The following is a 12,557-nucleotide window of genomic DNA, read 5'->3' as shown; positions in this document are numbered from 1 at the left end:
TTGCTGATGGAGCGCCGGCGCTCCCATCCAGGGAGAGCCAGCAGCTGACGGACGGGAAGTCCCGGGTGCGCTGCGCTTACCCGGGCTGCATGATCCTGCTGAAACTGTACGACCTTGGTGAAGTCGGCGCTGGAGTCTCCAGCCGCTGCTCAAGGGCGCGTTGTTGGTAAACCAGCCTTGCTCAGCGCCTCTTCGAAATCTGCCTTGTGCTCGTCCACCAAGCGGGCGAGCAGGCCTGGAGCAACAAATGCATCCTGGTCACCACGCATGCGTCGTTCTTGCCGTTCAAGAATGCCGGTGGTATCCGGATGCCCGCTCAAGACGATGTCCGCATGCATCGCACCAAGTTTGGCGAAGGTCGTGCGGAAGTCCTCGACGATACCGGGATAGCTGCGATTGCCAATCAAGGTATTGCCGGCAACCGTGATGCTGCACAGGAACAACAGCTCGCGCGGCGTGCCGCGATCATTCACGGTCATGCTCCAACTGGTACAGCCGGCGGTATGCCCCGGGGTGAGGTGTGCAGTCAGTTCGACATCACCAACCCGGACCTTCTGCCCGTCGCTGACGATCTGATCCACCTTGATCGGATCGAAGGGCTGGATGCCGTAGTTGTTGTCACCCTGGTTCCTGCCATTCTCCAGTGCCCAGCGATCCCCCGCGCTGGCGGCATAGCGGGCACCGGTGTCGCGCTTGAGTGCTGCCATCGCACCGACATGATCGGCGTGAGCGTGACTGCTGAGCAGCAGCCGCACATCATGCAGTGGAACGCCGATGCTCTCGATGCTGCGCTCAATCTGCTCGGCGTTGGCAGCGAACGGCGCATCGAGCAGGATCGAACCCTGCTCCGACACAATCAGGTACGCCGCAAGTCCTTCCGTGCCTACGTAGTAGACGTTGTCGACGACATGAAACGGCTTGATCGGCGCCGTCCAGTCCGCCGGCGGGCCTGCAATTGCGGACGCCACCATCACTCCGGAAGCCAGCACTGCCGTCATCCGCAATCCCCAACGAATCCCCTGCTTCTGCATCATCTGCGCACCGTGCCTGTAAGGTGCAGGAACTGTGCGCCGCGCAGGCATATGCGACAAACGCGTAGAACTGGGCGGAGGCATGAATAATTCCTGGGTCTTGCCGCCCAACCGCGCGTGGCGCGGCACAAAACGTGCCAAACACCCCGCCAACCGACATTGGACGGCCGGCGTTCCCGGTGCACTGTAATTGCGATTTTCCGGCGCACAATCTTTACGGTGTTTTCACCGCTTCGTATCACCACCGGTGTGGGGCCAGCAGTATCTTCGCGTCCATCCACCCCGAGAAGCCACAATGATCCGTCGATCCTTGGCCCTGCTGCTTCCGTCCCTGCTTGCCATGGCAATGCTATCGGCCTGCGACTCCTCCAATACGCCAACTGCAGCCGCTGGAAAACCACTGGCGGCGGGAACCAGCGAACTACCGTTGTTCGAAACCTTCGGCGACCTGCATCGCGACATCGGCAGCAACGTGCCGTTGGCGCAGCGCTACTTCGACCAAGGCCTGCGTCTGGCCTATGGCTTCAACCATGAGGCTGCCGGACGCGCCTTTGCCGAAGCCGCGCGCCTGGACCCAAGCTGTGCGATGTGTATCTGGGGCCAGGCATTGGTGCTGGGGCCGAACATCAATCTGCCGATGGAACCAGCGGCCGCCAAAGACGCAACCGCTTTCGCAGCGCGTGCGGCCAGCCTGGCAGCCAGCGCGCGCCCAGTAGATCAGGCCTTGATCCTGGCGCTGCAGAAACGCTACACCGATCCCGCACCGGAAGACCGCAAGCAGCTGGACCGCAACTACGCCGATGCGATGGCTGCGGTAGTGGCGCGGTTCCCTGGAGACGATGATGCCGCCACCCTGTACGCCGAGGCCTTGATGGATCTCTCGCCGTGGGCCTACTGGCAGGACGGCAAGCCCGCCGAGTTCACGCAGACACTGGTCGGCGAACTGGAGCGCGTACTCGCACGCAATCCGCGCCACATCGGCGCGATGCACTACTACATCCACGCCATGGAGTCCTCGCCCGAGCCCAGGCGCGCCGAGCCCTACGCCGATGCATTGGCCGCGTTGGCACCGGGTTCCGGCCATCTGGTGCATATGCCCGCGCATATCTACATCCGCACTGGCCGCTACCACGATGCAACCCTGACCAACCTGGCCGCAACCAGCGCCGACAAGGACTTCCTTGCTGTCTGCCGTGGCAGCAATGGCGTCTATCCACTGGGCTATGTGCCGCATAACTGGCACTTCGCCACCATGACCACCGGCCTGACCGGCTCGCGCACGCTGTCCATGCAGGCCGCCAAGCAGACTGCGGATAGGGCCGATCGCGCGACCATGGGCGAGGCGCCGATGCAGTTCATGCAGCAGTTCGTGGTGACACCGCTGCTCACCCAGGTCCGCTTCGGCGATTGGGACGGCATCCTTGCCGATACCAGCACCGCACCCGAACTGCCCTATCCTGCCGCGATCCGCCACTTCGCCCGCGGCATGGCTCATGCACGCAAGGGCGCATTGGACCAAGCGGCCCGGGAAGCCGGAGCGCTGCATGCCATCGCCACTGATACGGCGATGGCACAGGTCAGCTTCTTCGACATCAATCATGCCGACAGCGTATTGCGCGTGGCCGATGCATTGTTGCGTGGCGAACTGCTGCGCGCGCAGGGTAAACACAGCGAAGCAATCACTGCCCTGCGAGAAGCAGCAGCCGCCGAAGATGCCCTGGCCTACAACGAGCCCGCCGACTGGCCGCTACCGGTGCGCACCTATCTTGGCGCTGCACTGTTGGAGACAGGTGATGCCAAGGCAGCCACCGAAGCCTTCAATCAGGACCTGAAGACCTATCCCGCCAATGGCTGGTCGCTGTATGGCTTGGCGCAGGCGCAACAGGCCTTGGGCCAGACCGATGCCGCCGCCGAGACCAGGCGTCAGCAGGCTGCCGCTTGGCAATGGGCGGATGCGCCACTGGCTGCCGCGCGCTACTGAGCCAGCACCGCTTGCAACGGCATGGGCCAATCCGCCTCTGCCGATACCTCGGCCATCGCCGCAAGTGCGGCTGCCTCACGCTGCTGCCAGCTGCCGCGCAGCTGGCGGCAGGGAATCTTGCGGGCTTCAAGCTCGCGCAGATACCAAGCGTGTTGCCAGCAACGGAATACCTCATCGCGCCGGGTACCGTCCTGCACGAACGGAACGTCCGGGTCACATAGCAGCACCAGGTCATATCGCCGCGTTGCCAGCTCACGCAGCTCCGGATCGACCCGACCAAACATCGCCTCGGCGTACAACAGGGTCGTCAACGGCGAGGTATCGCATACCAGCCAACCGGTGGCGGACCCCAGCAGATCCATCTCGCGCGCCACCTGGGTCTGCGCGATATGCAGCAGGTCCGTCTCCTGCAGCTGCCCATCCTGCGCCTCCCATAGCTCGCGCCCATATTCGGCCGCGTGCACACTGCCGCAGCGTTCGGCCAGTATCCGTGCGAGCGTGGACTTGCCGGTGGATTCCCCCCCCAGCAGCACAACCCGTTTGACGAAATGCCGGTATACCTGCGGTGCCAGCTGATGCCGCCGCGCATGCAGATCGGCGCGCAATGCCGTGCCCGATACCGGCACCGCTCGCCGCGCTGGGTCCACTGCCACATGTGCCACCACACCGCCACCATGCAGCTGCTGTTGCTGCGACAGGAGCGCGGCGAAACCTGGACCGTAATCCTCGCTGGTAAAAACCAGATCCACTTCGCTTTGGATTACCTCGCGCAGCAACCACGCCATGAACAGCCGATGTGTCTGGTCGCCGGCGTCGTTGTCCGGCAGGCATTGCGGCGGCAGCGCCAGACGCTGGCAATGCGCGGCCAAGCGCGCGTCATCGAGCACCCATAGGCTGGCATCGGGATACAGCGCACGCAGCCAGGCCTCACGGCGTGCAGGCCCCATGCCGGGAAACTCGGGCTTGGTGTAACTGACCACGACCAGCTGATCGCAAGCGGCCTGTGCATGATCCAGCAGCAACTGGTGCCCGCGATGCAGCGGGCAGAACTTGCCCACCACCAAACCGATCCGCATCCTGCTCACACAGTCGTGCCCTGTTCGCGCCACAGCCGGCGCCAATGCCGCCAGGCCAACCAGGCGTTGATCCAATATGCCGCATACGACACGGACGTCAGGGTGAGCCCGCGCGAGGCGTACAGCGGCACCGCGATGGTATTGACCAGCACCCACACCGGCCAGGTCTCGATGCGCCTGCGCATCAACAACAGCTGCGCCAGCACCGACAGGCACAGCACCGAGGAATCGGCGAACGGCGCGTAGGCATCGGTGAAGCGATGCAGTACCAGCCCGTAAGCGGCGCCAGCCAGCAGGGCACCTGCACCCATCAGCAGGAAGCTGCGCATCGGCGTGCGCTTGATCGGCAATGCGGCGTGGCTGGCACTGGCGTGCCAGTTCCACCAACCGAACATGCTGGCGACGACGAAGAACACCTGCAGCAGCACATCGGCGTACAGCTGGGTATGCCAGAACAGCAGGCCGAACAGCGAGCACCCAATGATCCCCGTCCACCAGGTATGCACGCTGTTGCGCGCCGCGCACAGGATGGACGCGGTGGCGAAGGCGTTGGCGGCGATTTCAAGTGCGGTCATGCGCCCAGGCCTTCGTTGAGATCGGTGGTGTATTGCAGCACTTTGTCCTCCGCGTGCATCAGCACGACCTGCACAGGCAGCTCGTCCAGGGTGTGTTGCAGGGCTGCTTGCGCCTGCTGTGCGTAGCCGGCCTCGGCGGCCGGCAGATGCAGGTTGACGCTGCCATCGCCCTGCTGGTGCACACGGAAGCGCGACAGCGGCAGCGCCGCCAAGGCGTGGGTGAGGTCGATGTTGTTGATCCAGCGGCCACTGCGGGTGCGGTAGCGTACCGGTCGCCGGCCCTGCAGGTCGACAATCATCGGCACATCGCCACACATTGCAAGCGCGCCACGGTCGCCGCTGCGGTAGCGCAGCAACGGCAGGCAGAAATTGAAGCCACCGGTCAGGGTGATCTCACCGACCTGGCCATCGGCAACGGCACGACCGGCATCGTCCAGTACCTCCACATACATGCCCGGCTGCAGCAGCACGTGGCCACCGGCGGCGGCGTCATGCACCGCCAGCGGGCCGGCTTCGTTCATCGAGTAGATGTCCAGTACCGGGCAGTCGAATTGCTGTTGCAGCATCTGCCGCAAACCAGGCGACAACGCCATCGAGACCGACAGCAGCGCGCGCGGCCGGTGGCTCAGTCCCAACTCCAACAAGGTCGCGAAGGAGATCGGATCACCGGCAATCACCTCCGGCTGCAGCGCATCGATATAGCGCGCGCGGTCATCAGGATGGCGCCACTCATCCGGATGCAGGTTGATCTTGGCCAGCCCGGATTCGTCCATGCTTGGCGTCACCGATACATAGGTGAAGCAGCGTTGCTGCATGCCCAGCAGCATCACGCCCATCTGCCCGCGACCGTTGCGCAGCTGTACGCCCGCGCGAGCCAGCGCACGCTTGTGGTAGGCCAGATAGCGACCGGCCACGATTGGATGCGAGGGCAGCACCAGCGGGTGGCCGGTAGTACCGGTGGTACGGAAGTTCATCATCCGCTGCAACGGCACCGGATCTGGCACGAACTGAGCGATGTCGGCGGCCAGGTCACCGCGGTGAGTGGTGGCGATGTCCTCGAAACATGCGGCGCGACCGCGCGCGCGGAAGTACGGCACCTGCGCGGTCACCTCGTCGACGAAGGCTCCCAACCACGACGGGGGGGAATCCGGCTGCCACTGGAAACCAGCGCCGAGGATGTCGTCTTCGTACCCACGCAGTTGTTGCACTTCCTCGGCGAGCAGTCGATTGCCGCTCTGGTTGCGGTAGCGCGGTGCTGCCGGATGCTCACGCATCCGCTGCAGCATCGCCCTGCCCGCTTCGCTCAAGGTGGGATAGCGTTCGCCGTCTTGAGGGTCCTGATTCACTCGCGCGTTCACTCGCGCGTCCATTTGTCCGCCGATTCCTCGGCGGCCTTGCGTGCCAGCGCCTCGCGGATGGCACGCGCGCGCGCTTCAGCAGCGCGGCTGGCTTCGAGCAGGCGACGACGCTCGACACTGCTGACGCTGGCCAGGCGATCGGCTGCCTGTGCCGCGGTTTCACCGGCAGGCAGCAGGCCAAGGCGGGCGACGGCCGTACGCACCAGTTCCTCGCGCCGGTCCGGGTCGTGCAGGTAGCGGTTTACCGCGGCTTCCGCTGCCAGTGCAGGCACCGCTTCGGCAAACACCGGCAACAGCGCCTCGCGCGGGAAGCGCAGCGCGTGCCAGGCCTCGTCGGCGAGCAGCCAGGCCATCACCGCGGACAGGCTCAGCTGATTGGCGGTGACCGCCGCCAGGTTGCCGGACAGGCTGGCCTGCAGCGCAGCAGGCAAGGCGACGCCGTGCAGCGCCAGCACGTCATTGACCACAGCGGCGACCTGCAGCTGCCCGTCGCGGCCACGCCGTGGCGGATCGAGGAAGTCCGGTGGTGTATCGATCAGGCGACGCAGCAGGGCGTCCAACGCGGCGCTGTTGCTCATGGTTGGTTCCGTAAGGTGTTCTTCATTGACCTGCACCGCCCAGCGACTGGTAATGGCGTTGGCTGAAATCACGGGCGAAGGCCAACAGGTCGGTCATGTCGCGCACGACGTGGATATCCCAGCCCTGCTCGCGTGCACGCAGCAGGTCGGCGGTCCAGCCTTTGGCGCCGGCCAGGCTTGCCGGCAAAGGACTGTAGAGATTGAGCGCCATGGTGCCGCCGGCCCGGCCCGCACGCAGCGCCTGCGCGGCGACGTCCCAGCCGCTATTGCCGCGCTCGTCCTGCTCGAACATGGTGGTGATGCCGTCATCGGAGATATGCAGGATATGCACGGCACGCGCAGCCGCCGGCCGCTGTGCGTAGGTGCTGCGCAGGCGATGGATGGGAAAAGCCGTTGCGCCACCGAAGTAACCCACCAGCACCTTGAGGATGTCGTCCTCGCTGCGCACGAAGCCATCGGTGTGCAGGCATTGCTGCTTGCCGCTCCACAAGGTGGCCTGCACGCGCGCACCCGCCCGCAATGCCGACAACGCGATCACCGCACCGGCCAAGGTCAGCCAGGAGGTGACCTGCTGCGGATCGGGCATAGAGCCGGAGCTGTCCACGTACAGGTCCAGATCAATCGGATCGTTGGCAGCTTCGTTGCCCGGCGCCGGCCCCATCACCCGCTGCACCGTGGTCACCCCCGGCACCACGGTGGGCGACTGCATCAAGGTCTGCAACCAATCCACCGCGTCCAGCGGATCGCCAGGCTCCCAGGGCTCCAGCCCTTCAAGTTCGAGTTCCTGTGCCTGCGGCTGCGGGCTCACCGGGAAACGGATCAAGTGCGGCAAGGCACGTTCGCGGTAGTAGCGCACGGCGAATTGCTGCGGGTCCATGTCCAACCCGGCCGCTCGCAGGATCTCGCCGTACTCGAACGGCTCGCGGGTCTGGCCGTGACCGGGCGCGCTGGTCGGCAATGCGTCCTCCGCCACCACGTCTGCTGCACCAGCATCTTCCTCCCCAGTGATGCGCGGATCGAGCGCTGGATGCAGCACCGGCGCAAGTTCGTCTTCTTCCAGCCGATCCAGTCCCACCGGTTGACTGCCGCGCCCGGCATGGCGGGTATCCATCAGCGCATCCACGCGCGCGTCGCTGACCGTCTCCAACAGATGCGGCAACAACAAGGCACTGAAACGACTGGCACCTTCCATCCATTCGCCGGCATAGGTGCGGATCACCCGCGCGCCCAGCCAGGCATCGCCGCGCAGGCCTGCAGCTTCCAGCGCTGGCCCGCCCAGACTACCGGCGGGCTGCTGCCACAGCTGTTCGTAGATGCCCATGTACAGCTGCCACAGCGGTGAACTGCCGCTGGCGCCGCTGGCAAGGCGCTGGTAGATCTCGGCCATGCGCAGGCCGCATTGGCGTTGCAGGCGGTCGTTGATCAACAGGTCGGTATAGAGGTTGGCGACCATCGGCGCATGTGCTTCCAATGTCGGCAATGCGCGATGGATGCGCGCCAGCAGCCGCGCGTGATCGGTGGCCGTGGCTGGTGCCAGCACGTGATGGCCGATCTCGTGGGCGAGGATCTCGCGGGCGTGATCCTGCAGCCCCAAGCGCTGCACCTGTGGCAGATCGATCACCACCCGCTGGTCGGCCAGGCGGATCATCGCGAAGCTGCCGGTAAGGCCCTCCTTCGCTGCCTCGACACTGCTGTCGCACAGGCGCGGGTCCTGCAACCTGGTGAAACGGCTCCAATCAGCCAAGGCCAGCGGCCAGGCGGCGCGCCAGTTGGCCAGCAGGCTTTCCTGTTCGACGCTGCTCATGCCACGCCCGGTAGCAGGCGCACATGGTGCGACCAAGGCGAATACAGGGCGATTCCCGCCGGCCCAGCCACTGCCATAAGGCCATCAGCGGGTGCAGCGTAAGCGATGGCAGTCGCGCCAATGCGCGCGCCCTGGCTGTCGATTGAAAGCTGCGTGGCCGGCGCGACCCGCGCGGCAGCAAACTCTGCTGCATTGGCGGGCAACACCACGCCACCGAAGGCATCGGCAATCAGCAGGTAATGGCGGTCGCCGCTACGTGCGATGAAACCTTCCGCGCTGGCGCGCAGCTCCGGCGGTGCAGCGAATGGACCGCCCAGGCCGCTGAAGCCGCCAACCGTCTGCCCCTGCACGCTTGCCGCTGCGCCCTGCGGATGCCACCAACGCTCACTGCCGAGCCGGCTGCGTAGCGACGGCCACTGCGCTTGGTCGACGCCCAATGCGTCCGCCGCCAAGTCGGCAGGCAGATCGTCGGCCTGCGCCAACGCTGCCACACGCAGATGCGCCATACCGACCTGCCACGCACACAGCGCGCCGACGCTGCGCAAGGCCGCCGTACTCTCGCAACGCGGCGCCAATGCCGCCATCTGCTGCAACCATGCGCCAACGCGCACGCCCGGTACCTCGTGCATGCGCACGACCGCATTGCTCAGTGCGCCCAGCGTCTCCAGCGGTGCAACTGCGATCAGTGCTGCAGCCGGTGCGGCCAGCTGCTGCCACGCGGCATCCACCCACGGTAGCCGAGCTGCCGGCCCTGCCAGCCCCTGTGCAACCAGCTCCAAGCCCAGCTCGAAGGCCACTTCAGTGGCCGCCGGCATTGCCGCTTCGTCCACTGCAGCAACCGCCAGGCACAAGGGGTCCAGCGTCTGCGCGACGAAGACCGAGAACGCCGCGGTATCCAGGGTGGGCCAGCGCTGCCGCGCTTCGGCAACCTGCTGGTTGAGCAGGCTGCGGCGCGATGCCAGCAGGCCGGTCAGGACGGGCGACAGCATCTCAGCGCGCCTGCTGCCAATGCAGGTAATTGGTATAGCGCTGGTGCAGGTACTTGAGCTTGAGCAGGTCGTCGTACAGATGACCGTAGAGCTTGCGGCCCTTCACCCGTTCCTCCACCAGCCGTTCGATGCGCGTGAGGCGCGCACGCGTCTCGCGCTCGCTGACGCCATCCAGGCCACGCGCGAACTGCGCGGACAGCTCGCCGACCGGATCGTTGCGGTCCAGGTCCAGACGGTCGTATTCGGCATTGGAGCTGTCCAGCAGCCAGCGCAGCCAGCTGAGCCGATCGCTGCGATAAGCGGCGTTTTCCGGCAGCGCGAAGAACGGTGCATCCAGATCGGGCTGCAGCTTGTCGTTGAGCACGAACGGCAACACCTGGCGCACATCGTCCAGCGCGACCGCGGCATTGCCACGGAACCATGCCAGTGCCTTGGCGAACATCAGCAAGGTCATCAGGTTGCGTACCGACAAGCCATTGCGGGTCTGGCAGCCGAGGTCCTTCATGCGATCACGGCCGGAATCGGCGGCGATGGCCTGGGCCCAGTCAACGCCGGCCAGGCGCACGGTGTCCTTGGTCAGGTACTCGAACTGCGCTCCTGCCGTTTCCATCAATTCGAACTGGCTGCTGAAGAATTCGATGCGCCTGCGCACATCCTGCGGCACCTCCACCGCACGGATCTGTTGCAGCATCTGATCGCCTTCGTCCTCGCTGAAGATGATCTCGCGCGGCACCACTTCTTCCGGACGGATGTTCTGCTCGATGCGCAGCAGCATCTCTTCCAGGAAGCGCGGATTGAAGGCCAGCGCCTGCACCACCACGTCGATACGGTCGCGCAGCGCCTCGATCACCTGATAGGTGCCACCACCACGGTCGTCATTGGCGGTGAGGTACCACGCCGACTCCGGGCATTCGTAGACCTGGTTGAGCACTTCGGCGTAGTTGTCGCCCATCACCGTCAGCAGCGCGCTCTGGGTGCGGGTGGGAATGCGGTTGTACTCGTCGATGATCTTGACCCGCATGCCCAACCAGCTGCGCCAGGCGATGCGGATCTGCGACATGTCCTGCGCGGCGACCAGATCGGCCGGCAGCGGATTGCCGAGCAGGTCGGCGATGGTCATCTGCGGGTGACCATGCTGCATGGCGCGACGCACCTCGCGCACCGGGTAACCGGCAAGCACGCCCATCAGGATGGCGCTGGCGGTCTTGCCACGGCCGGGGCCGCCGACGAACAGGCATTTGCGGCGGGTGGCGAAGGTCAGCAGCGGCAGCAGCACGTAGCTGGAATAACTCTGCGCCGATGGCAAGGTCAGCTGGCGGCGGGTATCACCAACATTGAAGCTGGCCGAGGGACCTGCGTGGTATTCGATGTCGTAATGCGGGCTGATGATGGCGTTGTTGACGATCCAGAAGTAGGCCTGGCGCAGCTTCTCGTCCAACGCCAGCGGCGCGGCATCGGCGGCGCCGGCCAACTGCACCGGTCCTTCATACAGTTCGGCCACATCGAAGGTCCGCGCCACCGGCTCGGCCTTCGGGTTGGTTGGCGCCTGCGACAGGCGCTGGAACAGGTTGAATGGCGACACCGGGCGTCCCTTCATCACGGAACCCGGATTCTAACGTGGGGGCCGTGAGCTCGGCCGCCGCTCAGTCAGCCGCCTGCGCGGCCTGCTCGAACTCGAACACCTGCACGCGTTCGCCAGCGGATACGGTGGCCGTCAGCTGCCGGCCATTACGCTGATAGGCGATCCGCTGCGGAAAGTCATGCTGGGGGTTCTCGAACACTACCGACTGCGCGCCCTGCTCCACCAGCGCGAACCTGACCGGTGCGGGATTGCCGGCAACATCGGCGACGTAGTACAGCTGCCCGCCTTCGTCGACGATGCGCAGACGCTCCTGGAACCGCAGCTCGTCCTGCCGATAGCTGCGGCCCTCACCTTCCAGCGCATCCGCCTGCCGACGCCAGTGCTCTTCACCGCTCGTACCGGCCGCCATGCCGGTGCGTTGCCAGCTGCCCAGCAGCCAGTCCAGCGATGCCAGCTCCGCCGCAGCTGCCGTCACGGCACTGGCTGCGCCGATCAGCAGGATCAAGCAGAGCAAGGACCTGCGCATCAGCCGCGCGGCGGGATCAATGCATCATCCAATGCGCTTGCCCGCTGCCATGCCGGACGGGCACGCAGGCGCTCGCCATAGGCGGCAAATGCGTCGCGCGCAGGCATGCTCTTGAACATCTGCCCCCACAGGATCTGGCTGCCGACGTAGACGTCGGCGGCGCTGAAACGCTCGCCGAGCAGCCACGGCGATGCCGACGCGGCCACCTGCTCCAGGGTATCAACGGTCTGATCGAAGCTGCCATAGCCGACCGTGCCCGCCTTCTCCAGCGGCGCAAGCAGGCCCAGCGCCTTGGCGCTGACAGCAGCCTCCACCGGCCCGGCGGCAAAGAACAGCCAGCGCAGGTAACTGCCACGCAGCGGATCATCCAGCGCGGGCGCCAGTCCCGCGGCGGGGAAGGCATCGGCCAGATAGGCACAGATCGCGGCAGCCTCGGTCACCACCACGCCACGGTGCACGATGGTCGGCACCTTGCCCATCGGATTGATGGCGAGGAATTCCGCGCCTTTCATGCTCTGGCCGTATTCCAGCACCTCGGTGCGATACGGCTGGCCCAACTCCTCCAGCATCCAGCGCACGATGCGCCCGCGTGACATCGGGTTGGTATAGAAGACGATCTCTTCTGCCGTGCTGCCCATGCGCCTGCCTCCGGAGGATGAGGCGGCAGTCTAGCAACTGCGCCCCAGCGCCGGGACAGGTGAATGTGCAGGACTCAGCCTTGCTCGCGCGGGCGCGGCGGTGGCGCCGGTGGCTCCACGCCCTTGCCCTTCAGGCAGGCGTCCATGGTTTGCCGGTCAATCCTGGGCCGGGCCGATCCGCCTTGCTCACCAGCCGCAGCTGCAGCACCGCCGCCTTGCTCGGCCAGGCAGGCATCAAAGGCCTTGGTGAATGCCGGATCACGCGGCGGTGAATGCGGCGGCGGACCACCGGGGCCGCCACGGTGCGCGTCGGGCGGTGGGCCATCCTGGCAGCGCCCAAGTGCAGCGCAGCCGGCAAGCGACAACAGCAGCAACGAAGCCGCAAAGGGTGTGATCTTCTGCAGTGATCTACGCATGGA

Annotated in this window: 12 protein-coding genes; 1 reads left to right on the top strand and 11 read right to left on the bottom strand. The window is 65.7% G+C overall.

Going from position 1 to position 12,557, the window contains the following annotated elements; genetic code table 11:
• Positions 1-149: 149 nt before the first annotated feature.
• Positions 150-1,034: a subclass B3 metallo-beta-lactamase gene (gene bla, locus ACVOLV_RS04255; protein ID WP_481553296.1), complete on the bottom strand. Its 885-nt coding sequence runs from the start codon at positions 1,032-1,034 to the stop codon at positions 150-152.
• A gap of 292 nt (positions 1,035-1,326) precedes the next feature.
• Here bla and ACVOLV_RS04250 point away from each other — a divergent pair, with 292 nt between their 5' ends.
• Positions 1,327-3,012, top strand: coding sequence for a hypothetical protein (locus tag ACVOLV_RS04250; protein ID WP_481553295.1), 1,686 nt, complete (start codon positions 1,327-1,329; stop codon positions 3,010-3,012).
• Here ACVOLV_RS04250 and ACVOLV_RS04245 read toward each other — a convergent pair.
• From ACVOLV_RS04245 to ACVOLV_RS04200, 10 genes are all read right to left on the bottom strand, one after another.
• Positions 3,006-4,088 (bottom strand): AAA family ATPase, encoded by a 1,083-nt coding sequence (locus ACVOLV_RS04245; RefSeq protein WP_481553294.1) that lies wholly within the window; start codon positions 4,086-4,088, stop codon positions 3,006-3,008. The genes ACVOLV_RS04250 and ACVOLV_RS04245 overlap by 7 nt on opposite strands.
• A 5-nt stretch (positions 4,089-4,093) precedes the next feature.
• Positions 4,094-4,663 (bottom strand): nicotinamide riboside transporter PnuC, encoded by a 570-nt coding sequence (gene pnuC / locus ACVOLV_RS04240; RefSeq protein WP_481553293.1) that lies wholly within the window; start codon positions 4,661-4,663, stop codon positions 4,094-4,096.
• Positions 4,660-6,033 (bottom strand): AMP-binding protein, encoded by a 1,374-nt coding sequence (locus ACVOLV_RS04235; RefSeq protein WP_481553292.1) that lies wholly within the window; start codon positions 6,031-6,033, stop codon positions 4,660-4,662. Before ACVOLV_RS04235 ends, pnuC begins: the two co-directional genes overlap by 4 nt.
• Entirely contained in the window at positions 6,018-6,599 is a 582-nt protein-coding gene (locus ACVOLV_RS04230) for a hypothetical protein (RefSeq protein WP_481553291.1), read from the bottom strand. The genes ACVOLV_RS04235 and ACVOLV_RS04230 overlap by 16 nt, the downstream gene beginning before the upstream one ends.
• Before the next feature lie 22 nt (positions 6,600-6,621).
• A complete protein-coding gene (locus tag ACVOLV_RS04225) occupies positions 6,622-8,403 on the bottom strand; it encodes a hypothetical protein (protein ID WP_481553290.1) in 1,782 nt (593 codons plus the stop codon).
• Positions 8,400-9,392 carry a hypothetical protein gene (locus ACVOLV_RS04220; protein WP_481553289.1) on the bottom strand — a complete coding sequence of 331 codons (993 nt, stop codon included), beginning with the start codon at positions 9,390-9,392 and terminating at the stop codon, positions 8,400-8,402. The genes ACVOLV_RS04225 and ACVOLV_RS04220 overlap by 4 nt, the downstream gene beginning before the upstream one ends.
• 1 nt (position 9,393) lies before the next feature.
• The gene (locus ACVOLV_RS04215; protein ID WP_481553288.1) at positions 9,394-10,989 is read right to left on the bottom strand and encodes an AAA family ATPase; all 1,596 of its coding nucleotides are present in this window, start codon (positions 10,987-10,989) and stop codon (positions 9,394-9,396) included.
• 46 nt (positions 10,990-11,035) lie between these two features.
• Positions 11,036-11,500: a DUF6265 family protein gene (locus ACVOLV_RS04210; protein WP_481553287.1), complete on the bottom strand. Its 465-nt coding sequence runs from the start codon at positions 11,498-11,500 to the stop codon at positions 11,036-11,038.
• The gene (locus tag ACVOLV_RS04205) at positions 11,500-12,138 is read right to left on the bottom strand and encodes a glutathione S-transferase family protein (RefSeq protein ID WP_481553286.1); all 639 of its coding nucleotides are present in this window, start codon (positions 12,136-12,138) and stop codon (positions 11,500-11,502) included. Before ACVOLV_RS04205 ends, ACVOLV_RS04210 begins: the two co-directional genes overlap by 1 nt.
• 74 nt (positions 12,139-12,212) lie before the next feature.
• Positions 12,213-12,554 carry a hypothetical protein gene (locus ACVOLV_RS04200; RefSeq protein WP_481553285.1) on the bottom strand — a complete coding sequence of 114 codons (342 nt, stop codon included), beginning with the start codon at positions 12,552-12,554 and terminating at the stop codon, positions 12,213-12,215.
• Positions 12,555-12,557: the final 3 nt, after the last annotated feature.

It is taken from the genome of Stenotrophomonas sp. STEN023, from assembly GCF_056760135.1.
The sequence above is the reverse complement of the archived record's forward strand: the minus strand, read 5'-3'. Positions and strand labels throughout refer to the sequence as shown.

Bases quoted from the DNA above. Each gene is read 5' to 3' on its own strand.
- pnuC (WP_481553293.1), bottom strand. From the start codon at position 4,663: ATGACCGCACTTGAAATCGCCGCCAACGCCTTCGCCACCGCGTCCATC.
- ACVOLV_RS04205 (WP_481553286.1), bottom strand. From the start codon at position 12,138: ATGGGCAGCACGGCAGAAGAGATCGTCTTCTATACCAACCCGATGTCA.
- ACVOLV_RS04215 (WP_481553288.1), bottom strand. From the start codon at position 10,989: ATGAAGGGACGCCCGGTGTCGCCATTCAACCTGTTCCAGCGCCTGTCG.
- ACVOLV_RS04235 (WP_481553292.1), bottom strand. From the start codon at position 6,033: ATGGACGCGCGAGTGAACGCGCGAGTGAATCAGGACCCTCAAGACGGC.
- ACVOLV_RS04225 (WP_481553290.1), bottom strand. From the start codon at position 8,403: ATGAGCAGCGTCGAACAGGAAAGCCTGCTGGCCAACTGGCGCGCCGCC.
- ACVOLV_RS04245 (WP_481553294.1), bottom strand. From the start codon at position 4,088: ATGCGGATCGGTTTGGTGGTGGGCAAGTTCTGCCCGCTGCATCGCGGG.
- ACVOLV_RS04220 (WP_481553289.1), bottom strand. From the start codon at position 9,392: ATGCTGTCGCCCGTCCTGACCGGCCTGCTGGCATCGCGCCGCAGCCTG.
- bla (WP_481553296.1), bottom strand. From the start codon at position 1,034: ATGATGCAGAAGCAGGGGATTCGTTGGGGATTGCGGATGACGGCAGTG.
- ACVOLV_RS04230 (WP_481553291.1), bottom strand. From the start codon at position 6,599: ATGAGCAACAGCGCCGCGTTGGACGCCCTGCTGCGTCGCCTGATCGAT.
- ACVOLV_RS04250 (WP_481553295.1), top strand. From the start codon at position 1,327: ATGATCCGTCGATCCTTGGCCCTGCTGCTTCCGTCCCTGCTTGCCATG.
- ACVOLV_RS04200 (WP_481553285.1), bottom strand. From the start codon at position 12,554: ATGCGTAGATCACTGCAGAAGATCACACCCTTTGCGGCTTCGTTGCTG.
- ACVOLV_RS04210 (WP_481553287.1), bottom strand. From the start codon at position 11,500: ATGCGCAGGTCCTTGCTCTGCTTGATCCTGCTGATCGGCGCAGCCAGT.